The sequence below is a fragment of the Nonomuraea sp. NPDC049607 genome (assembly GCF_040675375.1).
Taxonomy (GTDB): Bacteria; Actinomycetota; Actinomycetes; order Streptosporangiales; family Streptosporangiaceae; genus Nonomuraea.
Genome location: NZ_JBFAOV010000006.1, coordinates 362,819 through 386,234, shown reverse-complemented (window position 1 = coordinate 386,234; position 23,416 = coordinate 362,819). Strand labels below are relative to the sequence as shown.

Annotated in this window: 28 protein-coding genes and 2 pseudogenes; 17 read left to right on the top strand and 13 right to left on the bottom strand. The window is 71.4% G+C overall.

The window, feature by feature from the left end; genetic code table 11:
• The first annotated feature begins 42 nt into the window (after positions 1-42).
• The 3 genes from AB0J97_RS15775 (at position 43) to AB0J97_RS15765 (ending at position 2,562) form a co-directional block, all read left to right on the top strand.
• Positions 43-540 (top strand): MarR family winged helix-turn-helix transcriptional regulator, encoded by a 498-nt coding sequence (locus AB0J97_RS15775; RefSeq protein ID WP_364088757.1) that lies wholly within the window; start codon positions 43-45, stop codon positions 538-540.
• Between the two features lie 228 nt (positions 541-768).
• Positions 769-1,182 (top strand): hypothetical protein, encoded by a 414-nt coding sequence (locus tag AB0J97_RS15770; RefSeq protein WP_364088754.1) that lies wholly within the window; start codon positions 769-771, stop codon positions 1,180-1,182.
• 309 nt (positions 1,183-1,491) lie between these two features.
• The gene (locus AB0J97_RS15765) at positions 1,492-2,562 is read left to right on the top strand and encodes a recombinase family protein (RefSeq protein WP_364088751.1); all 1,071 of its coding nucleotides are present in this window, start codon (positions 1,492-1,494) and stop codon (positions 2,560-2,562) included.
• Here AB0J97_RS15765 and AB0J97_RS15760 read toward each other — a convergent pair.
• The 3 genes from AB0J97_RS15760 to AB0J97_RS15750 all read right to left on the bottom strand — a co-directional run bounded on the left by AB0J97_RS15760 (position 2,559) and on the right by AB0J97_RS15750 (position 4,236).
• Positions 2,559-2,954, bottom strand: coding sequence for a DUF4158 domain-containing protein (locus tag AB0J97_RS15760; protein WP_364088748.1), 396 nt, complete (start codon positions 2,952-2,954; stop codon positions 2,559-2,561). The genes AB0J97_RS15765 and AB0J97_RS15760 overlap by 4 nt on opposite strands.
• Before the next feature lie 96 nt (positions 2,955-3,050).
• The gene (locus AB0J97_RS15755; protein WP_364088745.1) at positions 3,051-3,677 is read right to left on the bottom strand and encodes a hypothetical protein; all 627 of its coding nucleotides are present in this window, start codon (positions 3,675-3,677) and stop codon (positions 3,051-3,053) included.
• Positions 3,667-4,236: a TetR/AcrR family transcriptional regulator gene (locus tag AB0J97_RS15750; RefSeq protein ID WP_364088742.1), complete on the bottom strand. Its 570-nt coding sequence runs from the start codon at positions 4,234-4,236 to the stop codon at positions 3,667-3,669. Before AB0J97_RS15750 ends, AB0J97_RS15755 begins: the two co-directional genes overlap by 11 nt.
• Before the next feature lie 155 nt (positions 4,237-4,391).
• On the opposite strand from AB0J97_RS15750, the pseudogene AB0J97_RS15745 reads away from it, so the two are divergent.
• Positions 4,392-4,583: pseudogene (locus AB0J97_RS15745) on the top strand (heat-shock protein HtpX); the annotation flags it as partial.
• Between the two features lie 245 nt (positions 4,584-4,828).
• Here AB0J97_RS15745 and AB0J97_RS15740 read toward each other — a convergent pair.
• The 4 genes from AB0J97_RS15740 to AB0J97_RS15725 all read right to left on the bottom strand — a co-directional run bounded on the left by AB0J97_RS15740 (position 4,829) and on the right by AB0J97_RS15725 (position 7,486).
• On the bottom strand, positions 4,829-5,392 hold the full coding sequence (locus tag AB0J97_RS15740) for a recombinase family protein (RefSeq protein WP_364088739.1): 564 nt from the start codon (positions 5,390-5,392) through the stop codon (positions 4,829-4,831).
• Positions 5,393-5,459: 67 nt separating this feature from the next.
• Complete coding sequence (locus AB0J97_RS15735) at positions 5,460-5,681, bottom strand: hypothetical protein (RefSeq protein WP_364088737.1); 222 nt, start codon at positions 5,679-5,681, stop codon at positions 5,460-5,462.
• Between the two features lie 47 nt (positions 5,682-5,728).
• Positions 5,729-6,823: a tyrosine-type recombinase/integrase gene (locus AB0J97_RS15730; protein WP_364088734.1), complete on the bottom strand. Its 1,095-nt coding sequence runs from the start codon at positions 6,821-6,823 to the stop codon at positions 5,729-5,731.
• A 453-nt stretch (positions 6,824-7,276) separates the two neighbouring features.
• Positions 7,277-7,486 carry a hypothetical protein gene (locus AB0J97_RS15725; protein WP_364088731.1) on the bottom strand — a complete coding sequence of 70 codons (210 nt, stop codon included), beginning with the start codon at positions 7,484-7,486 and terminating at the stop codon, positions 7,277-7,279.
• Between the two features lie 110 nt (positions 7,487-7,596).
• On the opposite strand from AB0J97_RS15725, the gene AB0J97_RS15720 reads away from it, so the two are divergent.
• Entirely contained in the window at positions 7,597-8,178 is a 582-nt protein-coding gene (locus tag AB0J97_RS15720; protein ID WP_364088728.1) for a hypothetical protein, read from the top strand.
• Positions 8,179-8,395: 217 nt separating this feature from the next.
• The gene (locus AB0J97_RS15715) at positions 8,396-10,216 is read left to right on the top strand and encodes a M4 family metallopeptidase (protein ID WP_364088725.1); all 1,821 of its coding nucleotides are present in this window, start codon (positions 8,396-8,398) and stop codon (positions 10,214-10,216) included.
• 102 nt (positions 10,217-10,318) lie between these two features.
• Here the strand turns inward: AB0J97_RS15715 and AB0J97_RS15710 are convergent, their stop codons facing one another.
• Together AB0J97_RS15710 and ligA are read right to left on the bottom strand one after the other, a co-directional pair.
• Positions 10,319-10,516: a hypothetical protein gene (locus AB0J97_RS15710; protein ID WP_364088722.1), complete on the bottom strand. Its 198-nt coding sequence runs from the start codon at positions 10,514-10,516 to the stop codon at positions 10,319-10,321.
• 119 nt (positions 10,517-10,635) lie between these two features.
• Complete coding sequence (ligA, locus tag AB0J97_RS15705) at positions 10,636-12,708, bottom strand: NAD-dependent DNA ligase LigA (protein WP_364088719.1); 2,073 nt, start codon at positions 12,706-12,708, stop codon at positions 10,636-10,638.
• Between the two features lie 158 nt (positions 12,709-12,866).
• Between ligA and AB0J97_RS15700 the strand changes: the two genes are divergently transcribed.
• Positions 12,867-12,983, top strand: coding sequence for an alpha/beta hydrolase (locus AB0J97_RS15700; RefSeq protein WP_357699642.1), 117 nt, complete (start codon positions 12,867-12,869; stop codon positions 12,981-12,983).
• Positions 12,984-13,008: 25 nt separating this feature from the next.
• Here the strand turns inward: AB0J97_RS15700 and AB0J97_RS15695 are convergent, their stop codons facing one another.
• From AB0J97_RS15695 to AB0J97_RS15685, 3 genes are all read right to left on the bottom strand, one after another.
• The gene (locus tag AB0J97_RS15695) at positions 13,009-13,905 is read right to left on the bottom strand and encodes a hypothetical protein (protein WP_357699644.1); all 897 of its coding nucleotides are present in this window, start codon (positions 13,903-13,905) and stop codon (positions 13,009-13,011) included.
• Between the two features lie 202 nt (positions 13,906-14,107).
• Entirely contained in the window at positions 14,108-15,031 is a 924-nt protein-coding gene (locus tag AB0J97_RS15690) for an endonuclease/exonuclease/phosphatase family protein (RefSeq protein ID WP_364088715.1), read from the bottom strand.
• Positions 15,032-15,110: 79 nt separating this feature from the next.
• Positions 15,111-15,686, bottom strand: a complete 576-nt coding sequence (locus tag AB0J97_RS15685) for a TetR family transcriptional regulator (RefSeq protein WP_364088710.1) — start codon at positions 15,684-15,686, stop codon at positions 15,111-15,113.
• A 63-nt stretch (positions 15,687-15,749) separates the two neighbouring features.
• On the opposite strand from AB0J97_RS15685, the gene AB0J97_RS15680 reads away from it, so the two are divergent.
• On the top strand, positions 15,750-16,724 hold the full coding sequence (locus tag AB0J97_RS15680) for an SDR family NAD(P)-dependent oxidoreductase (RefSeq protein WP_364088707.1): 975 nt from the start codon (positions 15,750-15,752) through the stop codon (positions 16,722-16,724).
• 139 nt (positions 16,725-16,863) lie between these two features.
• Positions 16,864-17,262, top strand: a complete 399-nt coding sequence (locus AB0J97_RS15675; protein WP_364088704.1) for an ATP-binding protein — start codon at positions 16,864-16,866, stop codon at positions 17,260-17,262.
• 18 nt (positions 17,263-17,280) lie between these two features.
• Here the strand turns inward: AB0J97_RS15675 and AB0J97_RS15670 are convergent, their stop codons facing one another.
• Complete coding sequence (locus AB0J97_RS15670) at positions 17,281-17,646, bottom strand: nuclear transport factor 2 family protein (protein ID WP_364088701.1); 366 nt, start codon at positions 17,644-17,646, stop codon at positions 17,281-17,283.
• A gap of 70 nt (positions 17,647-17,716) precedes the next feature.
• Here AB0J97_RS15670 and AB0J97_RS15665 point away from each other — a divergent pair, with 70 nt between their 5' ends.
• From AB0J97_RS15665 to AB0J97_RS15630, 8 genes and pseudogenes are all read left to right on the top strand, one after another.
• Complete coding sequence (locus tag AB0J97_RS15665; RefSeq protein WP_357699656.1) at positions 17,717-18,604, top strand: LysR family transcriptional regulator; 888 nt, start codon at positions 17,717-17,719, stop codon at positions 18,602-18,604.
• 52 nt (positions 18,605-18,656) lie between these two features.
• Positions 18,657-18,827, top strand: a pseudogene (locus AB0J97_RS15660) (ClpX C4-type zinc finger protein); the annotation flags it as partial.
• Positions 18,828-19,144: 317 nt separating this feature from the next.
• Positions 19,145-19,783: a TetR family transcriptional regulator gene (locus AB0J97_RS15655; protein ID WP_357699658.1), complete on the top strand. Its 639-nt coding sequence runs from the start codon at positions 19,145-19,147 to the stop codon at positions 19,781-19,783.
• A 12-nt stretch (positions 19,784-19,795) separates the two neighbouring features.
• Positions 19,796-20,080: a DUF6204 family protein gene (locus AB0J97_RS15650; protein WP_357699660.1), complete on the top strand. Its 285-nt coding sequence runs from the start codon at positions 19,796-19,798 to the stop codon at positions 20,078-20,080.
• A 37-nt stretch (positions 20,081-20,117) separates the two neighbouring features.
• A complete protein-coding gene (locus tag AB0J97_RS15645) occupies positions 20,118-20,678 on the top strand; it encodes an XRE family transcriptional regulator (protein WP_364088695.1) in 561 nt (186 codons plus the stop codon).
• Between the two features lie 19 nt (positions 20,679-20,697).
• Positions 20,698-21,228, top strand: coding sequence for a GNAT family N-acetyltransferase (locus tag AB0J97_RS15640; protein ID WP_364088692.1), 531 nt, complete (start codon positions 20,698-20,700; stop codon positions 21,226-21,228).
• A 55-nt stretch (positions 21,229-21,283) separates the two neighbouring features.
• Entirely contained in the window at positions 21,284-22,582 is a 1,299-nt protein-coding gene (locus AB0J97_RS15635) for an alpha-amylase family protein (protein WP_364088689.1), read from the top strand.
• Positions 22,583-22,751: 169 nt separating this feature from the next.
• A complete protein-coding gene (locus AB0J97_RS15630; RefSeq protein WP_364088686.1) occupies positions 22,752-23,390 on the top strand; it encodes a DNA/RNA non-specific endonuclease in 639 nt (212 codons plus the stop codon).
• Positions 23,391-23,416 lie beyond the last annotated feature (26 nt).

The window sequence follows — 23,416 nt, the reverse complement described above, 5'->3', positions numbered from 1 at the left end:
ACGCTAGAATGCTTGCGAAACGCACGCAAATCTGGAGGGTCCATGCTTCCCGAACTCAAGAGACAGCACAGCCACGAGGTCGAGGACCCGGCGCGAGCCCATCTCGCCGGAGCGGGCCCCGCCCTCTTTCGACTGGTCCGCTTCTGGTCCCGCCGCTGGGTGACGGCCGCGGCCGTCGAACTCACCGGCGACATGGCCAAGGTGCAGGACATCCTCGTCCTAGAGGCGATCGACGCCGCCTCGGCGCGACTCGGAGAGGTCTCGGTCACCGACGTCGCCCACGAACTCGGCCTCGACCGCTCCGGTGCCAGCCGCATGATCAGCGAGGCCGTCAAGCACGGCTACGTCACCCGCGAAGCCTCCGAACAAGACGCCCGCCGCGCGACGCTGATGGTCACCCCCGCCGGAGCGGACATCCTGACCGGCGCGCACGCCTTCCAGGAAGAAGTCTTCGCCCGCCTCACGGCATCATGGCGCCCCGAGGACGCCGCCGGCCTCGCCGAGCACCTTCGCCGACTGGCTGCCGAAGTCGCGCCATAAGGGGGACGGAGCAAACCCACAGAGCCACTATCCAGGCCGGGGCAGTCGGCCATCGTCATCCTGCGCCAGGAGGCCGAAGCGATACCCCGCCCCCGTGCGGTGTGACACAGAACTTGCATTATCTGTCACATAGGCGGCCATCGGGCCGCGTCCGCCCAGCTCGGCGTTCGCCGCCACCGCGGCGACTCGGCTACGTCATGTGTCACATCGCCTGCCTGGAGGACTTTCGTGTCCGTCGTGTCCTTCCCCGGCTCGCCGGCCCCGGCCGACGGCCCCTCGCCCGCAACGCCGATGACGGCCGCGGCCGCCGCCACCTGGAACCGGCACCTGTCCGCGCTGGTCTCCTTCACCACCTGGGCCCAGCGCCAGGACCTGCTGGCCACCAACCCGGCCCGGCGCCTGGAACGCCGCAAGAGCGCCCGCCGCGGCGACCGCGCCCTCCCGGCCGCCCGGCTGGACAAGCTGTTCACCGACCCCGCGCACGCCCTGCGCGAACGGGTGCTGTGGAGGCTCCCGTACGACACGGCCGCCCGCGCCGAGGAAATCCTCACCCTGAACATCGAGGACCTCGACCTGGAGTTCCGCCGCGCCCGCGTCATCTCCAAGGGCGGCGCCATCGAATACGGCCCGGAACTCCTATAGCTCCGCCAAGCCGCCACTCAGTTGATCAGTGGGTACGCCGACGGGGTGCCAGGACCTCGGTGACCTTGGCGATGGCTTCGGCGCCGGGTTTGACGTAGCGCATGGCGGCGGGCTCCCCGCTCGGGTTCACGCCACCAGCCCCAAAGTAACTCTGAGTAATTATGGCTACTGTTCGTGTTCTCAGAAATGAGGAGTTCTGACAGACCTCGCCCCGTCGCCCGGAGCTGTCCGGTTTGTCCCTGGCCGCCGTTCTCACAACCTCTCGCAAAACCGTTTTCTCACAACAGCGTTCGCGACAGGCTTTGCGACATGAGCGATCTTGCCGACCCGGCCGCCGCGGTCGAGGCGTTCGACTGTCCCACGTGCCAGGCACCGGCGGGCAGCGCCTGCCGGACCCGGGGTGGGAAGGTCGCACCGAAGTACCACACGCCGCGCTTCATGCCGGCACCCCAGCTACGGGCCGAGTTGGAGGTGCGCACGCCCGTCGATCGCGGTCCGGGCCGGGCCTGGAGCGCGAGCTCGGCACGCGAGGCCGCCCTCGCAGACGCCGGGGCCAGACCAACCCGGGTCGGCTACGCCCGCTGCTCCCCTGAACAGCAGGAGCTGCAGAGCCAGCTCGACGCCCTGGCGGCAGCGGGCTGCGAGCCGGTCTTCTCGGAGAAGATCAGCACCCGCATCAAGGTGCGGCCGGAGTTCACCAAGGCGATGGACTTCGCCCGCACCATCAAGGCGGCCGTCCCGCACCAGCGGGTGATTTTCACGGTGCACGAGATGAAGCGCCTGGGCCGCGGCGCGGCCGAGCTGCTGACCATCGCCGACGAGCTGCGCCGGGCCGATATCGGCCTGGAGCTGCTGACCGGCCCGCTGCAGGGGGTGCACGACCCGAGGGGCCACGGGGCCGCGCTGTTCGCGTTCTTCGCCGGGATGGCCGAGTCCGAACGCGAGTACATCCGGGAGAAGTCGCTGGAGGGCCAGGCCTCGGCGCGCGAGCGCGGCCGCCACGGCGGCCGTCCCAGGGTGTTCGACGACGACATGGCCGCCTACGCCCGCAGCCTGCGCGCCCGGGGCGTGCCGGTGCCGGAGATCGCGGCCAAGCTGGTCATCCCCGCGGGCAAGAACAAGGGCCGGCACCCGTCACTGGCCAGCGTCTATCGGGTGCTGGCGGACGTGCACGGCATGGCGCCGGAGGAAGCGAAAGCCGTACCAGTCACTGGCAGCCCGGCGCAGGTGGCGGAACGCCTCCACGCCTACTCGGAGGCCGGTGCCGACATGGTTGGGCTCAGCCTCGACGGCGGGGACTGGACTCGGCAGGCAGAAGCACTCGCAGAGGCCAGAGCGCAGCTGAGCCATGTCCGGGCGGCTGAATCAGACCACCCTTAAGCCACAGTTCGGGTCGTCGACATCCAACACCGTCCCGGCCGAAGGCTTCGCCACGCCCACCAGGCCATTCCCTTCAACCGATCACGAACGAACACGCGATGCCGGCTGGCCGTCATAGGCGCGGCCCGCTGCAGCTCAACCTCATCGGCCAGCTTCAGCGCCCCACGGATGTGTGCGACCACGATTGGCGGGACATCCGCGATCTTCGGGAAGTACCCCAGCCGCTGGTAGGACTTCAGCCACACCGCCAGCGCCAGCAGATGATGCTCATCCTGAGTACGGCCCCGCGCCCATTCCACCTCTGCATCGGTTGGCGTGAACACCTCGGCCAGCTCACGCGCCGACACCACCCGCCCAAACCGCGGATATGCGGTCCGATCGATCGAGGTCACGCACAACCCCCGAGACCGTCACCAACACGACGACGACCACCTTAACGATCAGCCTTCAGCCCGCGGTGTCTTTCTGCCGTATTCCGGCTGCCCCCCTCAAGGAGGAGGCGCTGCGGCTGATCCCGATGCAGTGACCGGCGCGGATCGCATGGGCGCCTCCGGCACCAGATAGCACACCAGGAGCTTGAGGAAGAAGAAGACGGTGAACCAGTCTAGGGTCTCCGGAACCGGCAGGGCCGTCAGGTTGACCAGCACCGCGGCCATATAGGCGGCCATGGCAGCGGGCCGCTTGGCCTCCAGCCGGACCATCTCGATGAGCAGAGCGCCCGCCAGCAGAAGGACGGAATTGGTCAGAAACCACCCCCATGCGGCGTCCAGCACCACGAACGCCATGGCCGCCAGGTAGACGAGGTGTGCGGCGACGAACCCGAGCCGCGCGCGCGAGGGTTTGTGGTGGTACCACCTCTTGGCCGCGTTGGTCGCGTTGGTCATCACGCCGCCCACGAGATCGAGCCCGATGAGCACTGTGACGAGCCATTGCGGCCAGCCACCCTGGATCGGCGCCAGGAGCAGGTGCCAGCCGAGCAGCGCCATGCACGCGAGCGAGCCGGCGATCTCCATCCGCTGCTCCGCCCGGCTCTTGCCCGGCCCCATGAACCGCTCGAACGCACCCCTCCATCCCGGCGGCGTGGCGGGGATGGTCCAGTCGATCTCAGCTCTCATCGGGCTTGCTCCACATCCCTCGCACCAGGCTCCAGATCACATCCGGTACGGCGGAGCCCTGGCGTAGCCTTGCGGCAGCCCAGACGTCGGCGGCGCGCAGGACGGCGGCGGTGGCGACGAGCATGAGCTCGCGATCCACGTCGGACCTGATCACGCCGAGGGCTCGCCCGTTGTCGAGCACGGGGGCCAGCCAGGGCGCGGGGTCCTGGGCCGTGCTCGCGTCGAGCAGCGCCAGGTCATCGGGATGGGCCAGCCCGTGCGCGGTCAGCCGGCCGGAGGCCGCCTGCAACCGCTCCCAGAACTGCTCGGCTGAGCCGGCGTCCGGCCAGTCCCCGAGCGCCTGGGATATCCGCGCGTGCACATCCTCGATCACCCCCGCGAACAGGTCTTCCTTGCCGTCGAAGTACTGGTAGGCCGACGTTTTGGAGATCCCGAGCTCTGCGATGATCTTGTTGTAGGAGGCGCGGTCGGCGCCGTCCCGGGCGAAGTGTTCCCTGGCGACCTGCAGGATCGACTCCCGCCGGTCAGCGGGCAGGCGGTAGAAGCGTGGCAGCGGCATGTACCGATGGTACACCCCAGTGGTAACCCTATGATCAACACAAGCGCCACCGTGCCGACGGCGGCGACCGCGAGGACGGCGAAGGCGATCCGGTAGGGGTACCGCTCGAGCCGTGAAACCAGTCCGGGGTAGGTCTTGGCCAGTTCGTTGGCGTCGACGCGGTCCAAGCCTCCAACGTGGTCATCACCATGGGCTGCGGCGACGCCTGCCGGATCTTCCCCGGCAAGCGGTATGAGGACTGGAAGCTCGACGACCCGGCCGGACGGGGCATCGACGCCGTCCGAGCCATCCGTGACGACATCAGCTCCCGTGTAGAGAAGCTGCTCAGCCCGTTGCTGCCAAGCTGAGCAGCTGCGATGAACGACGGTGGTGGTCGCTCTCGCCGAGAGGGGTGGCCGCTGCCCGCTTCAGGCCGGTACGGACGGGCGGGGAGAGCGTTGGAGAAGACCTACGTACACGATTCCGCTCCTGACGGCACACCGTTACGAGGTGTGGGTCAGCTCCTCATCGGACCTCTTTGACCTGAGGCAACGCCACTACTTTGGGGCTCATCGCACGAACCCGAGCGGAGGGCCCAGTTCCCCGGAGCGGCCTACGACTTCTTGGCGTCGGCGAGGGTCTTATGGACGACGCCGACCGAGACGCCGACGCCGGCGGCGATGGTGCGGATGGATTCACCGCGCTGGCGGCGGGCGAGGATGGTGGCGCGTTTGTCGTCGTCGACCACGGGTCGGCGGCCGCCGACCCGTCCGCGGCGGCGGGCCGCCTCCAGGCCGTCCTTGGTCTTGCGGACGATGTCGCGGCGCCGGTCCTCCGACAGGGCCAGGGCCAGGTCGAGGATCAGGGAGCGCTCGGTGTGCTCGCCGGCCGCGATGCCCTCCAGTACCTTGACCGCGATGCCGCGCTGGAACAGGTCGTTGAGGACGATGAGCCCTTCCAGGAGGTTGCGGCCGAGCCGGTCGACCTCCTGGACGGTCAGCATGTCCCCGTCGCGCAGGCAGGAGAGCGCCTCCAGCAGTGCGGGCCGGTCGTCGGTGGCGAGCTTGCCGCTGATCTTCTCCTCGAACACCTTCAGGCAGATCGGGTCGAGGGCGTCGTGCTGGCGTTGGGACTTCTGCTTGTCGGTGCTGACTCGGACCAGGCCGATGAGCGCCACGAGGGGCCGCCTTTCGTTCATCAAACGTCGTGCGCGACGACAGCCGGCGACGGTGCACTCGCCGGGCTCACTGCGGCCCCGCAGCGGCGGCCCGGGGCTGGCGATGAAGCTGGCCCGGTCGGGCCGATCGGGCCAGCTTCAGCCAGCGGCTGCCGTGCCCCTTGCACAACTCGTAGTCACCCGCGGGGCGGTCGCAACCGGGCACGGCGCAGAACTCCCAGCCCAGGACCGGGTCGTCGGCTGCTGGGAACAGGATGTCGACGCGGAACTCGGGCCGAACCGCGGCCACCAACTTCTCCAGCAACCCGCGTCCAGCCGGATCCGTCTCGGCGAGAGTCACAGCTGGACCTCCCGCCCGGTGAACCAGCCTGCCGCCTCCAGCGTCTGGCGGGCGTCCTCGACGGTGAGGTGGCCATATGTGTCGACCGTCGTGGTGATCGAGGCGTGCCCGAGCAGCTCCTTCACGCTCTCCATGCCGGCGCCCCGGCGCAGGAGCCAGGTGGCGTAGGTGTGCCGGAATTGGTGGGGCTCGAAGTCGATGCCGGTCCGGCGGCGCAGCCGTATGACCAGGTCATAGACGGCCGGGTAGGTGAGCGGCCGTCCATGCGGTTCGGCCCAGAGGTTGACGAAGACGTAGTCGGAGTCCAGGGCGCCGTACTCATCGTTGAGGTAGCCGGCGTAGAGCCGCATCAGCTCGGCGCCGGCCGGGATCGTTCGCGCCCGATCGCCCTTGGCTCGGGCACGGTTGTCGTTGAGGCGCGGGGTGACGGTCACGGCGCGGCCGGCGATGTCCATGTCCTCGTGCCGCAGGCCCAGGGCCTCGCCGATGCGAACGCCGCAGTCCAGCAGAATCCCGAAGACGAGGCGATCCCGCAGATGATCGCAGGCATCCAGGATGGCCTGGGCCTCGTCAGCGGTCAGCACGTGAGGCCGCGGCCGCGAGGATCTCAGCTTGATGGTCCGCCGCCGCGGGGCCATGTGCTTGGTGACGTGGTGCAGGAACGGCTTGTAGGAGGTTCCTGGCGATCCGCGTCGATGTCCTGACGGAAGGTTGGTGACCAAGAGACCGGCCAGCTCGACGCCGTGCCGGGCGTGGAACTCGCTGGTCAGGGCCGCCAGCTTGCGGTTCACGCTCGCCGCCGAGCAGTGGTGATCAACCGTGGGCAGCACGCTGACCTTGCCATGGCGGGCCTCGGGCGGCAGCCGCAGCCAGGCCACGAACCCCGCCACGTCTTCCAGCGTGGCGGTCTTCCAGTTGAGGTCGTGGCCGGTCAGGTAGACGAACCAGTCCTTCAGATCGTGAGCGTAGGCCTTGACCGTGTTCGGCGACCTCTCGATCGAGGTCAGATAGGCCAGAAACTGCTCCACCGGCTCGACCGGGACGTGCTCGTTCCCGAGCAGAGTCCATGACTCCGCCTCCGAGTCCGGCATGAGTACTCGCTGTACACGCATCGCTTCCCCCGCTTCCGTGCTGGACAGCGGAAGGTAATCGCATCCACCACGGTGATCGGGAAGGAGTTAGCGCAGGTCATACACGTCAGAGACAGACCCTTGAGGGCTCAAGACAACGAAGCCCAGACGTGTCGCGCCCGTCTTGTTTCCGACCAGTTCCCAGTCGCCGTCCAGCAGCGTCCAGGCCGCAATCAGCTCCTCTGGCTCCCACTCTCGACGCATCCCCATCGCTCCCCTCACCCGGCCGACCCCCGAGAACAGGGCAACACGATCGAACGGGGAACGCCCTCTACGTCCCGGTCCACGGGATTCGTGACGATCGCGAACCGCAACTGTGATCTAGCTCATCGCTACTTTGGGGCTGGGGACAGCTTCGGGAGCGGAGGGCCGAGTAGCGCCTGGACATGGCCTGACATTTGAGCATCGGCCTACTCAGCCGAGCAGAAGGTGACCTACACCGTGCCGGGTGCAGGTCACCGACGGCCAGGTGCTGACGAACCGGGTGCAGGTCACCGGCAAGGACGCCGCCGGACAACCCGAACCCGACTGGATGCTGACCGACAACACCGCCACCGCCGACACCCCCCGCCTGTCGCTCGCCGTGGAGGGCACGCCGTCGGCCGGCGCGGGTGAGACGCTCACCTACACCGTCACCTACCGCAACACCGGCTCCGCCCCGGCGACCGGCGTGATCCTCACCCTGGACGCGCCCGACGGCGTCACCTCGCGCGCCCTGCGCCAGGAGGTACACGGTGGCGGCGGGCGCGTCGGGCACCGCGCGGTTCGCCGTCCGCACGAGCCTGCTGACCACGGGCGGGACCACTGTCACGGTCGGGGCCTCGGCCGCGTACGGCGGGGCGGGCGGCTGCGCCTACCCGGCCGCGAACGCCACGGCCGCCAGCACCGTGACCGAGCAGCCGCCCGGCCGCGACCCGCAGATCTCCGCCCTGTGGCTGCTGCGCACCGGCGGCCTGCCGGCCGAACTGCCGGCCCGCGTCCAGGCCACCGACACCTGCTTCGACGGCGCCGACGGCTCGGCCGCCGACGGCGTGCTGACGTCCGGCGAGGTGCGCCGGGTGCTGCTGAATCCGGTGACCCCGCTGCGGGCCGAGCTCCTGACCGTCTACCTCAACCTGGGGGAGCGGCGAGTCAACGCCGCGACCCGCATCGAGTCCCTGATCGCGACCAGGCTGGGCACCGCCACGGTGGCCGCGGCCGCCCGGCACGCCCAGGCGACGCTGGCCCTGCCCGGCACGCCCGCCAACCTGCCCGCCCACGCCACGGCCGAGGCCCTGCTGACCTCGATCAACCTCAACCTCAGCCCACGCTACTGACCCGGTGCGGGGAACGGCGGCCGCGACGGCGTCGCGGCCGCCGTTCCCTGCCGGACGCCCGCCACGTGCCGCCTGCCGGGGCGGCTCGGCCGGCCGCCTGCCCTGTGGCGATAAATACTGACTTTCTGCTGTTTACCACGTTATTGACCTCTTGTGGTTCATCAACTCAAATGCAGGTGACCCCATTCACCGCCCGCCTGCGCAAAGGAGCGACCACGTGAGACGCAACGCCGCGTTAGCCCTGGTCACGAGTGCCGTCTGTGTGCTCGTGGCCACTTCGGTCCCCGTCCCGGCGAACGCCTCCAGGAGCGATCCCGCCGACCTCCTGGTGAAGGCCAGGCCCGCGCTGCTCCACAGCTCACCCAAGGACACCTACGTACGGCAGGGTGTGATCGAGGGGCAGGGCGGCCTGCGCTACACGACCTACACCCGCACGTACGCGGGGCTGCCCGTCTACGGCGGCGACTTCGTCGTGGTCAGCGGCGCCACCGGCGAGGTCCTGAGCACCTCCGTCTCCCAGGACAGCCCCCTGGACGTGGCCACCACGCCCAGGCTCGGCCCCGCCGACGCGGTCCGGGTGGCCCGGAGCCAGCTGCCCCAGGTCTCCTCGATCACCACGCCCCGGCTGCTGGTCATGGCTCAAGGACGCGGCCGGCTGGCCTACGAGGTGGTCGTCCACGGCGCCGCCAACGGCAGGGAGAGCAAGCTGCACGTCTTCGTCGACGCGCTGACCGGCGCGGTCGCCGAGAAGTCCGACGAGGTCCGGGCGGGGGTGGGCAACAGCTACTACAACGGCAACCCGGTCACCATCGGCACCACCGGGTCCGGCGCCACCTTCTCCATGGCGGATCCGGTACGGCGGGGCGTGCGCTGCGGCGGCCAGAACGGCACCGCCTACACCGGGCCCGACGACTTCTGGGGCAACGGCTCCGGCACCAACTTCGAGACCGCCTGTGTCGACGTGCTCTTCGCGATCGACACCGAGTGGGACATGCTGAAGAACTGGCTGGGACGCGTCGGCTTCAACGGCCTCGGCGACGGCTACCCCGCCCGCGTCGGCCTGAACGACGTCAACGCCTATTGGACCGGCTCCTATGCCTCCTTCGGCCACACCTCCGACTACCAGCGCCAGCTCACCTCGATGGACGTCGTGGCGCACGAGTACGGCCACATCGTCTTCGCCACCACGCCCGGCATCGACCTAGGCGACAACGAGAAGGCCATACTCAACGAGTCCACCGGCGACATTCTCGCCGCGCTGACCGAGCAGTACGCCAACGAGCCCGCCGCCTTCGACCCGCCCGACTACATCGTCGGCGAGGAGATCAACATCACGGGAAGCGGCCCGCTCCGCTACATGTACAAGCCGTCGCTGATGCCCGGCGACCCCGACTGCTTCAGCAGCGCGGTGCCGACGATGTTCCCCCAGATCGGGGCCGGGGTCCAGAACCACTGGTTCTACCTCCTGGCCGAGGGCACCAACCCGACCAACGGCCAGCCGCCCAGCCCGACCTGCAACTCCTCCACCATCGTCGGGCTCGGCGCGCGCAAGGCCGGCCAGATCTACATGGGCACGCTGCTGCGCAAGACCACTTCCTGGCCGCACACCGCGGCCCGCCGAGCCTCGATGCAGGCGGCGCTGGACCTGTTCCCCGGGTCGTGCCTGGAGTACAACACGGTCAAGGCCGCGTGGAACGCCGTGCGCGTCCCCGCCCACGGCGGCGAGCCGTACACGTGCGAGTTCTCGGTCGGGGTCGCCCCCGATGCGGTGACCGTACAGCCCGGCCAGCAGGTGAGCGTCACCGTCAACAGCAGCACCGTCTCGCGCGCTCCGCAGCAGATCTCACTGGTCGCCAAGGGGCTTCCGGCAGGTATGACGGCCTCCTTCAGCCCGGCGAGCATCACCACCGGCGCGACGTCCACGCTGACCTTCACGGTCGCCGCGAGCACCGCGCCCGGAACCTACACGATCACGGTGCTGGCCGACGGCGTCGCCGTCGACCACACGGCCACCGTCACCCTGACCGTGATGTCATGAGCCGGTGACCTTGCTGCCAGGGTGCTGCCAGGGTGCCGCCAGGGTGCCGGACACCCTGGCGGCGACGCGCCCGCGTGGGCTGTCGAGGACACGGCGCCTGCGTCAGCAGTTGAGGGCGACGGTGGACCGGGGCCTGCCCGAGCCGGGATCCAGGGCCACGGGGAACGTGCGCCCGTCGCCCACCCGGATCTCGATCGAATTCGGCCCCATCCAGCTGACCGAGTCGAAGTACACCAGGGCGGCGAGGCCCCCCGCGCAGAGCGAGGCGCCCACCAGTACGAGCGAGCGGACAGGCGACATGGGATCCCATCGGTAGAGGTGCCACGAAGGATCATGACAGCCCCGCGACGCCACAACTCCGAGATGCACAGAATCACGACGATTCCCGCACAACCTCAGCGGATGCCCCGCTCCCGCGGCTAAAGCAGGGCGGCGACGAGCTCGGCGAATTCCTCCGGCGTGGCGATGCGTACGCCGAGGCTTTCCGCCTTGACCCGCTTGGAACCCGCCTTCTCGCCTGCCACCAGCAGCGACGTCTTGGCGGACACGCTGGAGGACGCCTTCCCGCCCGCCCGCTCGATGAGTTCGTTGACCTCGTTGCGCGTCAGGGCCGCCAACGGCCCCGACATCGCGCCGGTGACCACCACCGACATCGAGGCCAGCGGCAGCTCGATCGCCACGTGCTCCTCCGACGTCCCCTGGGCGGGCGGCCGAGCGCCGGGCTCGACCATGTTGACACCGGCCTGGACGAGTTTGTCGATGAGGGGGGCGAGCTCGATCAACTCGGCCACCACGACCGGGGCCTTCTCCGGCCCGATGCCCTCCACCTCCTGGATGGCCTCGGCGTCGGCCGCGCGGACGGCGTCCATCGTGGCGAAGTGGCCGGCGATCCGCCGGCTCATCGAGCGGCCCGTGCCCCTCACTCCGAGCGCGGCGAAGGTCCGGCTCAGGGGCTTGGTCTTGGCCTGCTCGATGGCGGCCAGCAGGTTGTCGGTGCTGGTCTCGCCCATGCGCTCCAGGCCGAGCAGCTGCTCACGGGTCAGGTAGAACAGGTCGGCGAAGTCGGCGATCAGACCGGCGTCGAGCATCTGCTTGATACGGTTCTCGGCCAGGCCCTCGATGTCGAGCTGGTCGCGTCCGGCGGCGTAGACGATGGAGGCGATCGCCCGGCAGGCGCGGCCGCGCACGCACCGCCACCGCTCCTGCGAGCTGTCGATGGCGTCGCCGCAGGACGGACAGACCTGCGGGATCGGTATCGGCCGCTCCTCCCCGGTGCGCAGGTGCACCACCGGGGACTCCACACGCGGGATCACGTCGCCCGCCTTGTAGACGACCACGCTGTCGCCCAGCATCAGGCCGCGGCGGGTGATGTCGGCGACGTTGTGGAGGGTGGCGTAGGTGACGACGCTGCCGTCGAGCTCGACCGGCTCCAGCACGGCGCGCGGGGCGATGACGCCGGTGCGGCCGGTGTTCCACTCCACGCCGACCAGCTTGGTGATCTTCTCCGTGGCGGGCAGCTTGTAGGCGATCGCCCAGCGCGGCGCGCGCGAGCTGAACCCGGCCTCGGCCTGGTCGGAGGCCAGGTCACACTTGATCACGATGCCGTCGATGCCGAACGGCAGCCCGGCGCGGGCCGCGGCGATCTCGCCCACGCGCTCCTGCACCCGCTCCAGGCTGTCGGTGACGATGCCGGCGACCGCGGTGACGGCGGTGGTCTGCACGCCCTGCCCGGCCACCCACTCCATGACCTGGCTGTGCGGCAGCTCGCGCAGCCGTGTCGCGAGGTCGGAGTCGTCGCCGGGGGCGGGCAGCGCGCCGTAGCCGAAGAACGTCAGCTCGCACACGTAGGGCCGGTCCTGGGCGCGCAGCGTGCCGGCGGCGGCGCTGCGCGGGTTGGCGAACGTGGTGCCGTCGTGCGCCGAGCGCTTGGCGCACGCCTCCTCGAACTGCGACGTCGTCATCATCACCTCGCCGCGCAGCTCGACGGTGACCGGCTCGGCCAGCCGCTCGGGCAGGCCGACGATGGTGCCGACGGCGTGCGAGACGTCTTCGCCCGCCGTGCCGTCACCCCGGGTGACGAGCTGGGCCAGCCGGCCGCCGCGGTAGCGGGCGGAGATGGCCAGGCCGTCGAGCTTGGGCTCGACGCTCCACGCGGTGACCGGACGGCCGAGCCTGCGCTCGACCGAGGCGGCCCAGTCGGTGAGCTGCTCGGCGCCGAACACGTTGTCGAGGCTGAGCATCGGCACGGTGTGCGGCACGTCGCCCACGACCGCGCCGCCTGCGACCTTGCCCGTCGGCGAGGCCGGCAGCACCTGCTCGGGATGGGCCTCCTCGTAGGCCTGGATGCCGCGCACCAGCCGGTCGTAGGCGTCGTCGTCGAGGGTGGAGGTGCCGTCGGCGTAGTAGGCGGCGGCGGAGTCCACGGCCAGTTGCACGGCCTCGGCGTAGGCCGTCTCGTCGGCGAGTGCGGTGAAGGGAGGGGCGTCGCTCATAGTCACATCCTGCCTGGCCGGACCGACAATCTCCGACCGCGCAGGGCCGCACGGGCGAGCTCGCGCGGGCGCGTCGTCAACTGCCGCGAGCCCCGCGGGGACGGCCAAGGGGTGATCGCCGTGGATCCGCGCGCCATGGGCGGCTCGGCCTGCGGGCGGTGCTGCCGGGCACGGGCACCGACGTCGAGGTGGTGCTCGTGCCCGGCAGCGGCCACTACATCCCCGAGGAGCAGCCCGAGTTCGTCGTCAGGCGGCTGAGCGACTTCTTCGGCTGAGCCGTCCTCGGAGCCGCCGGTGGCGTCAGGCGGGTGGCACCGCGCCGTTCTTGGACATGGGTACGGCGAGCTGCGTGGCGCCGGTGAGCCTCACGTCCTCGGCGGGCAGGTTCGCCAGCACCGGGTTCAGGTGCTTGAGGTTCAGCCCCACGATGGGCGTCGCCGGGCCGGTGACGTCGAACTTCTCCAGGTCGACCCAGCGGACGATGTCGAACACGTCCGACGGGATCTGGTCGCCGCCCTTCTGCACCGGGACGCAGAGCTGACGGGCGGCGCCGACCTGCACGGTCCTGGGCGGGATCTGGTTGACCAGCACCGGGTTGAGCTGGGTCAGGTTGAGCGCCTTGTTCATCAACGGGTTCGGCGTGTGGCCGTAGCACAGCAGGTCGATGTGCGAGACGACGCGCAGCACGTCAGCCGGTGGGACGACGCCGTTCTTGGCCACCGGCACGCACAGCTGCTGGGGCGTGTTCAGGGTGACGTCGAAGCCCGGCAGGCCCTGCAGGACGGGGTTGAGGTGACGCAGCCCCAGCGGCTGGTTGATCTGCGGCCCGGTCACCTGGTAGCAGGACAGGTCGACGTACCGGACGTAGTCGAGCACGGACGCCGGCGGGATGACGTTGTTCTTGGCCACCGGCACGCACACCTGCGTGCGCTGGCCGAGCGTGACCTGCACGGGCGGCTGGTTGGCGAGCACCGGGTTGATGTGCCGCAGCGACAGCGTGACGGCCGGCGGCTGGTACGTCGTGGTCTTGTAGCAGTCCAGGTCGAGGTTCGACACGAACTCCTTGGCCGTCGGCAGTGCCAGGGCCCCTGCGGGGGTCGCGACGAGGAAGGCGGCGGCGAACACCGCGAGACCAGCGGATAAGAGACGTCTTACCGCGGTCGTCGCGTAGCGGTGGGGGGCGGGTCTTGCGTTCATCCATCCTCCTGGGCTGGGCGATCGTGCCTTGACTGTGCGCCCGCGCGCCCTGCCCGACAAGGTGGATGGCCGCTGTTTGACATGCCCTTGTCAGCGGGCCGGAGACGTTCATGTGATCTTCGGGCGGCGGCTCCCGGGACGTCCCGTGAAGGGCGCGTGCACGCCACCCGTCCACCTGCCCGCCTTCGCCGACCGGCCGGGCTCAGGACAGGGTGACGGTCCCGACCAGCACGCGGTGGTCGGAGCACAGGCCGCCGGGGTTGCCCGCGCACGTGGTCGCGGGGGCGAGCGAGTCGGCCGAGTAGGCGCCGCTGATCCTGTCCTCCCTGGCGAAGATCATGTCGAGTTTCGTCCCGGAGGCGCAGGGGCCCTTGCCGTCCGGGGTGCTGACGGTCAGCTCGCCGTAGCCGGGGCAGTTGCCCGCGTCGGCGTCGTCCAGCTCGTGGTAGCGGCCGGTGTTGCCGCGGTTGTTGGCGGTGTCGACGGTGGTGGAGTAGTAGCCGTTCAGCCGGGCGGCGTCGGGCGGGAGGTTGAGGTCGCCCGCGACGACCACGGTGTCGCCGGCCGCGTGATAGGCCTCCAGCTTGGCCAGGACGGCGTTGAGCTGGGCGGCGCGGTAGGCGTCGACGTACGTGGTGTGCGTGACGCAGAACCGGAGGCCGGGACGGGCCTGCATGGGGGCGCAGAGCATCTTCCGCTTCTCGGTCTTGCCGTCGTCGGGCAGGGTGATCCTCTCCGCGGCGCCCAGGGGCTGCTTGCTGAACAGGGCGTTGCCGTACTCGCCGCCGCCGCACGGGCCGCCGGACTGGGCGGGGTACGTGGCGACGAACCGAGCGAAGTTGCTCCGGTCAGCGGGCCAGCCGGCGTCCCGCAGGCCGGTGACCAGCGCCTGGTACTGGCTCGCGCACAGCTCGTTGAACGAGACGAGGGTCGCGCCGCGCGCCACGATCGAGCTCACGGCGGCCCGGACCATGCCGTTGCCGGTCGAGCCGTGGTTCAGGGTGTTGCCGGCCGCGTTCCAGTGCCAGACGACGGCGGGCGTGGCGGCTCGGGCCGCGCCGGGCACGGCCGAGGCCGCCAGAACCGATGAGACGATCACGGCGGCCAGGCGCCTGGGGAACCACACGGGGCACGCTCCCGGAGTCGATGATCAGGAGGGTCCAGCGGACCAGAGCCGGGGCCGTCGCGTCAACCGCCCGCGGGCGTCAGGCGCGCTCGTTCCAGCCGGATTCCAGGAGGTCGAAGACGGCGTCCAGGGCGGCACGGGGGTCGGGCTCGGCGCCGGCCAGCTCGGGGATCTCCAGCACGTAGCGGGCCAGGGCGCGCACGGTCATGTCGGCGGGCTCGCGCCCGGTGGCGGCCGCGATCGCCTCGGCCAGCGGGCCCTCGGCGGCGATCCACAGGCGGCGCGAGTACTCCCGCAGAGCGGGCGTGCCGACGATCAGGTCGCGCTTGCGCCGCTGCTCGGGCGGCAGGTCGCCGGCGAACGGCCCCCGCTCGGCCAGGCAGCGGCGCAGGGCCTCCAGCACGCTCTGCCCCGGGGGCCGCTCGCGGACGGCGTCGGCCAGCCAGACGTGCCGCTCGTCGCCGTCGTCGAAGATCAGCGCGTCCTTCCCGTCGGGCACGTGCGCGAACAGGGTGGCGATGGAGACGTCGGCCTCCTCGGCGATGCGGGCGACGGTGACGCCGTCGTAGCCGTGCTCGGCGAACAGCCGGACGGCGGCCTCGGCCAGGGACTTGCGGGTCTGGGCCTTCTTGCGTTCGCGGCGTCCTGTCGTCATGCTTCCAGCGTAGCGGAAAACTAGAATGATTCTGATTTCATAGTCATTACAGAAGGAGACGACATGTCCTCCCACCCCGCCCCCTGGGACGTCGGACGCCTGCCGGCCGCCCCGGGCAGGCACTTCCTGGTCACCGGCGGCAACGCGGGCATCGGTTACTTCGTGGCCGAGCAACTCGCCGGCACCGGCGCCACCGTGATCCTCGGCAGCCGCGACCCCGCCAAGGCCGAGACGGCCGCGCTCTCCATCCGCGGCCGCGTCCCCGGCGCGCGCGTCCGGCACGTGCCGCTGGACCTGGCCGATCCCGCCTCGGTCGAGGCCGGCGTCCGGGCGCTGCGGCTGGAGAGCCTGGACGCGGTCGTGTGCAACGCCGGCGTGCTGCTCGACCACCCGCCGCGGCGCGAGACGCCGGACGGCCACGAGCTGATGTTCGCCACCAACCACCTCGGGCACTTCGCGCTGGTCGCGCGGCTGGCGCCGCTGCTGGCCGCCGCTCCGGTCGCCCGGGTGGTGACCACGGGCAGCCTCACCGCCCGATCGGAGACCCTGGACCTGGACGACCTCCACAGCGTCGGCGACTACCGGCCCAAGCGCGCCTACGCACGCTCGAAGCTGGCGCAGATGCTCTTCGGCTTCGAGCTGGACCGCCGCCTGCGCGCCGCCGGGGCCACGACGGCGAGCGTGGTCACGCATCCCGGCGGGGCCCTGGACTGCCTGACGCCCTCGCGGCCGGTCCGTCCGCGCACCGCGGGCGAGCGGCTGCGTGGCCTGCCCGCCGGGCTGCTGTTGCAGGGCAAAGAGGCCGCGGCGTGGCCGGCGGTGCGGGCCGTGCTGGATCCGTCCGTGCGCGGGGGGCAGCTCTGGGGGCCCCGGGTGCTGGGGATGCGCGGCCTGCCGGTCCTCGAACCGCTGCGCGGTCAGATGGCCGACGCCGAGCTGGCGGGCCGCCTGTGGGCGGTGAGCGCCGCTCTGACCGGGCTCGACCCGTTCGCGGACGCTTCCGGCGGGCCGCGCCCGGTTTCCCGGCGCGAGCGCTGACGCGACGTCCCGGTGCTACGCTTCGACGACCGTGCCCCGGTGAGGGCTCAACAGCGGCTCAACACAGGCTCAACGCCCCGATTTCCATACTCAGGGCAGTCCCACCCGTTCAAGGGGAGGGCGGCCGGGAGGAGATGCGATGACGGGCATCATGGACAAGGCCGGGCCGGCTCTGGCCGGGGAGCTGGAGAGCGTCTGCGGCCGGTGGTCCGAGCGCACGGGCGTCGCCGTGGAGATCTGGGCGCTGCCCGCCGGTCCCGTTGCGGCGGCGTTGCGGCGGGCCGTGCTGGCCGTCGTGGGCGAGGCGCTGGACAACGTCGAGGCACACAGCGGCGCGAGCACCGCCTCGCTGGCCGTGACCGCCGGGGCGTACGGCCTGCGCCTGACGGTCAGCGACAACGGCCGCGGCTTCGCCTCCACGGCCCCGGGCGGCGGCACGGCCCGCATGCGCGCGGCGTTCGCCGAGCTGGGCGGGCGCCTGTCGGTGCGCGGCGTGCCCGGTGAGGGCACGACCGTCAGCGGCACCGTCCCGGTCTGACCCCACCGTTCCGGGCCCTCACTGTGCCGGGTTGACGAACTCGGGCTGGTCGAGGACGCGCAGCCAGCTTCCGTCGGGCTGGCGGCGTACGACCTGGGCGCGGGCGCCCGAGCCGTCCTTGGGCGGGGTGGAGGTGAGGGCGAGGTCCCCGCTGACCAGCGTCGGCAGCGGCTGCTCCGGCTCGAAGTGCGGCCGGCCCGCCAGCACCTTCTCCCACAGGGCCTGGATGGCGGCCCGCCCGACGGTCTGGCTGCCGGGCGGGTAGGCCAGCACGGCGTCCTCCTCGTAGAGCGCGGCGACGCCGGCCGCGTCGCCGGCGTTGGACCGTTCGACGAACAGGCGGGTGATGTCCTCGGGGCGCATGGCCTTCTCGTATGTGGTCATGGTTCCAGCCTGCCGCCCTCCTTTCCAGAAGTCCAACAGATGGTTCTGATGGCTTCTAGAATCTGTGGTTATGGAACTGAGGCAGCTGGAGTACTTCGTCGCGGTGGCCGAGGAGCGGAGCTTCACCCGAGCGGCCGAACGGGTGCACATCAGCCAGTCGGGCGTCAGTGCCCAGATCCGGCAGCTCGAACGCGAGCTCGGGGCCGAGCTGTTCGACCGTTCGGCCCGGGTGGCCACGCTCACCGTCGCGGGCAAGGCGGCGCTCGAACACGCCCGCGCGGCGCTGGCCGCCGCGGGGGCGGTGGGCCAGGCGGTGGGCGAGGTGACCGACCTGATCCGCGGCACGCTGACGGTCGGCATGGTGCTCGGCTGCACGGTCACGCCGCTGTTCGACGCGCTGGCCGCCTTCCACCGGGCGCATCCGGGCGTCGAACTGTCCCTGCTGGAGGACAACTCCGACAAGCTCGTCGAAGGGGTCCGCGGTGGTGCGCTCGACCTGGCGCTCATCGGCACCGCGAACGCCGTCCCCGAGGGGCTGGAGGCGTTGACGGTCGTCAGCGAGCGGCTGGTCGCGGCGGTCCCGCCCGGACATCGGCTGGCCGCCCGGCCGCGGATCGCCCTGGACGACCTCGCCGACCACTCCATCGTGTGCATGCCGCGCGGCACGGGGCTGCGCGCGGTGTTCGACGAGGCGTGCGCGGCGCGGGGGCTGCGGCCGCGGATCGCGCTGCAGGCCGGCGCCGCCGACGCCATCGCCGACCTGGCCGTGCGCGGCCTCGGGGTGGCGATACTCAGCGAGTCGATGGCCGAGCGCCACCGCGACCGGCTCACCGCGCTGCTCCTGGACGACGTGCCGGCGCCCGCGCTGCTCGCCCTGGTCTGGCGGGAGGGCGGCGGCCCGGCGGTGCGGGCGCTGCTGCCCCACGCCCGCCGCGCGTTCTCCGCCGGACCCCTATAGCTGTCAGCCCACCCTTGACACGGCGGGCCGTCAAGGTCAGGCTGACAGCGTGATGACACGCAGCAAGAGCACCCGAGAGGTGACGCCCGTCGACCAGCTGGCGACGCGGTGTTCGTTCTGCGGCAAGCCGCACGAGGAGGTCAGGAAGCTCGTCGCCGGGCCCGGCGTCTACATCTGCGACGCCTGCATCCAGCTCAGCCAGGACATCGTCACCGGCGAGCTCGACAGGGCCGAGCAGGAGGGCGACCGCGAGCCCCGTGCCCACTGGGGCCCCGATGCGTCCGACCAGTACGTGACCGGCATGTCCGACGAGGACGTGCTGGCCGCGCTGCCGCGCCAGGCGCTCACCGTCGAGCTGGCCGAGCGCGACCTGCGCGCCTGGGTGGGCATCCTGCGCGACCGCAACGTGACGTGGGCCAGGATCGGCGAGGCCCTCGGCATCACGCGCCAGGCGGCGTGGGACCGGTTCGCCGCCGACATCGAGTCCCGGTGACGGCCGGAAAACAGTAATCCACTTCAAATTTGCAGTAGAGTCCTGTCATGACCGAAGGGCTTCGCGAGCGGAAGAAGCGCAAGACCCGCCGGCACCTCGCCGACGTGGCGATCGGCCTGTTCGTGGACCGCGGGTTCGACCAGGTCACGATCGCCGAGATCGCCGCGGCGGCCGAGGTGTCGGTGAACACGCTCTACAACTACTTCACCTCCAAGGAGGACCTCGTGCTGCCGCCCGAGGACGCCTCGCCGCAGCGGCTCGCCGACATCGTGCGCGAGCGGGCGCCGGGCGAGTCGGCGGCGGGGGCGGTGCTGGCCCGGCTGCGCGAGGAGGTGCACGCGCGTGAGCGCAGGCTGGGCCTGACGGCCGGGTTCGGCCAGGTGCTGGAGATGATGCTCGCCGCCCCCACGCTGCGGGCGCGCCTGGAGGAGCTGGGCCGGCAGATGACCGACGCGCTGGCCGAGGCGCTGGCCCAGGAGACGGGGGCCGCGCCGGGCGATCCGCTGCCGCGGGCCGTCGCCTGGCAGATCGGCTGCCTGCACTCGCTGGTGTACGCCGAGGTCGGCAGGCGGGTGTCGGCCGGGCAGCGGCCCGACGACATCGCCGAGGCCGTGCTGGAGCTGCTGGACGTGACCGAGGGGCTGCTCGCCGAGCGGTTCCTGACCTATGCCGTACGGGAGGGCTGAGCGTTGTTCCGGGTGACCATCCGCGGGAAGTTCGACGGACTCGACGAGGAGGGACGGGCCGCGGTGCTGGGGGCGCACGACACGGCGTTCACCGAGGCGGGCACGTTCACCCATGACGGGACCCTGTCGGCGTTCACCTTCCGGTGCCAGGTGGCCGCCGGGCCGGGCGACGGCGAGCACGAGGCGACCGGGCGGGCGGTGGCGGCGCTGGAGGCGTACGGGGTGCCGTACCAGGTGTTGCAGGTCGCGGTGACGGACATGCGGGACATCAAGATCCGCCGCAAGGGCCGCGCCTGACACTACCGTGTCCCTGATCTGGGATATAGTCCCGAATGTGGGACATGATTGGGACGACCGCCTGGCCGCCCGGCTCGCCGAGCTGCGGGTCGAGCGCGACTGGTCGCTCGACGACCTGGCCCGGCGCGCTGGGATCAGTCGTTCGACGCTGTCTCGGCTGGAGCGCGGAGAGATCAGCCCGACCGCCGCCCTGCTCAACAAGCTCTGCGCCGTCTACGGGCGCACGATGTCGCGCCTGCTGGCCGAGGTGGAGTCCGAGCCGGCGCAGGTGGTGCGGGCCGCGGCACAGGCGGTGTGGCGGGACGAGGACTCGGGCTTCGAGCGCCGTTCGGTCTCGCCGCCGCATCCCGGGCTGCGCGGCGAGGTCGTCGAGGGGCGGCTGCGGCCGGGCGCGGACATCGCCTACGACGAGCCGCCGGTTCCCGGGCTCGAACAGCACGTCTGGGTGCTGGAGGGCGTCGTGGAGATCACCGCCGACGGCCTGGCCCACCGGCTGGAGGCGGGCGACTGCCTGCGTTTCCGCCTGTGGGGGCGGTCGCGGTTCCGCTGCCCCGGCCCCTCGCCGGTCCGTTACGCCCTGTTCGTCGTCCTGCCCTGAGCTCGGAAGGAGCCCCCTCGTGCACACCGTCACCCGCATGTCGGCGCAGGAGTTCGCCGCCTGCGTCGAGGAGCTGGCCGCGCTGCTGGCCGACGCCGTGGACGGCGGCGCCTCGGTCGGCTTCCTGAAGCCGTTCGGCCCGGCGCAGGCCGCGGCGTGGTGGCGGGAGCAGGCGGCGGCGGTGGCCGAGGGCGGCATGGCGGTGTGGGCCTGCCGCGACCCGGACGGCTTCCTGGCCGGCACGGTCAGCCTGGTCATGGCCCGCAAGCCCAACTCGCGTCACCGCGCCGAGCTCGTCAAGCTGCTGGTGCACCGCCAGGCGCGCGGGCGCGGCCTGTCCCGCCTGCTGCTGGCCGCCGCCGAGGAGGGCGCCGTCGCGGCCGGGGCCGGGCTGCTGGTGCTCGACACCGAGACCGGCAGCACCGCCGAGCACCTCTACCTCACCGGCGGCTGGACCCGGTACGGCGTCGTGCCCGCCTACGCCGGCGCCCCCGACGGCACCCTGCTCGACTGCAGCTTCTTCTACAAGCGCCTCACCACCCCCGCCTGAGCCCGTCGAGGGGCCGCGCCTAGAATGGGCTTCGGATCTTCGTCGGGGGGTTGACGTGCCGTCCTGGGCAGAGCAGGCGATCTTCTGGCACGTCTATCCGCTGGGCTTCCTGGGCGCCGAGCGCGCGGCCGTGCCGCGGGTCACCCATCGGCTCGGGGGCCTGGTGCCGTGGCTGGACCACGCCGCCGCCCTGGGCGCCGACGGGCTGCAGCTCGGCCCGATCTTCGCCGCCGAGACCCACGGCTACGACACCCTCGACCATTTCCGCGTCGATCCGCGCCTGGGCGACGACGGCGACTTCGACGCGCTGGTGTCGGCCGCGCACGACCGCGGCCTGCGGGTGCTCCTCGACGGCGTCTTCAACCATGTGGGCCAGGGATTCCCGCGCTTCCAGGAGGCCCTGCGCGAGGGGCCGGACTCGCCGGCCGCGCGCTGGTTCCGGCTGCGCTGGCCCGCCGGCGGCGGCGCTCCCGCGCACGACGACTTCGAGGGGCACCAGTCGCTCGTCGCGCTGAACCACGCCGAGCCGGCGGTGGCCGAGCACGTCGCGGCGGTGATGGCCCACTGGCTCGACCGCGGCGCCGACGGCTGGCGGCTGGACGCCGCCTACGCCGTGCCGCCGTCGTTCTGGGCGCGGGTGCTGCCGCGGGTGCGCCGCGGGCGGCCGCAGGCGTACGTGGTGGGGGAGGTCATCCACGGCGACTACGCCGCGTTCGTGGCCGAGACCGGCATGGACGCCGTCACCCAGTACGAGCTGTGGAAGGCGATCTGGAGCTCGCTCAACGACCGCAACGCCTTCGAGCTGGCCTGGGCGCTCAAGCGGCACGCCGCCTTCGCCGAGTCCTTCACGCCGATGACGTTCGTGGGCAACCACGACGTCACCCGCCTGGCCAGCCGCCTGACCGACGAACGCCACCTGCCCCACGCCCTGGCCGTGCTGATGACGGTCGCCGGCACGCCGTCGCTGTACGCCGGCGACGAGTACGCCCTGCGCGGCGTCAAGGAGGAGCGCGAGGGCGGCGACGACGCCGTACGCCCGGCCTTTCCCGCCTCCCCGCGCGAGATGCCGCCGGACGGCCTGCCGGTCCTCGGCCTGCACCGGCGGATCGTCGCCGTGCGCCGCCGCCATCCGTGGTTGTCGCGCGCCCGCACCACCGACCTGACCCTGTCCAACCAGCTCTACGCCTACGAGAGCCGCTCCGGCGGCCACGCGCTGGCGGTCGCGCTGAGCACCGCCGACGAGCCGTCGCAGGTCACGCTGCCCTTCCCCGGAAGCATCGCCGCCGGGGACGGCGAGCTGGACGGCGCGCTGCTGACCCTGCCCCCGCACGGCTGGGCCGTCGTCGAACCCTGAACAGGGCGACCTACCTGCAATCACTACGAAAAGTAGCGTTCTAGCAACGTTCCGCTACTAACTTCTCCGGGCATGAATCTCGCGACAAAGCCGACGTGGTCGCCGATAGCGCGAAGCAACCCGTCAAAGCGGGCCCGTCGTGCGTTCCCCGCGAGAGGAAACCCTTCTCATGCCCCTGACCCGACTTCCCCCTGTCCTGTGCGCCGCCGCCCTGGCGCTGGCCACCCTGACCGGCCCCGCGCAGGCGGCCGACACCGACACCGCCTCCTGCGTCCGGCAACTGGCCAAGAACCACACCTACAAGGACGGCCCCCGCACCTACACCACCGACGGCGCCGGACGGCCCGCCCAGGCCCTGGCCCCGCAACTGGCCAGGAAGGCGGCCGCGCGCAGCGGGTGCGAGGCCACCGTCGGCAACTGGGGCGGCAGCGGCGACTGGCAGGGCGGCCATCTCATCGCCTCCTCCTTCTCCGGCTCCAGCATGCGCTACAACCTGGTCCCGATGCGCGGCAGGCAGATCAACCAGGGCCTGATGCTGCGCGTCGAGAACGGCGCCCGCGCCTGCCTGGCGGCCAAGGGCGGCGCGGTGGCCGACTACCGGGTCCAGGTGCACTATCCCGACGGCACGACGGTGATCCCCGACCGCATCCACGTCTCGATGGCCGCGAAGATCGGCGGGGTGTCCCGGCAGGTCAACGTGACCTTCCCGAACGCCACCCTGTCGGCCGGCGACCTGGACTCCTGGCACACGAAGATCGGCAACGCGTTCCGGGCGGCGCACTGCATGAGCGGCTCTGACAAGGCGTAGCCACCGGCGTTGTGGGAACCCTGCAT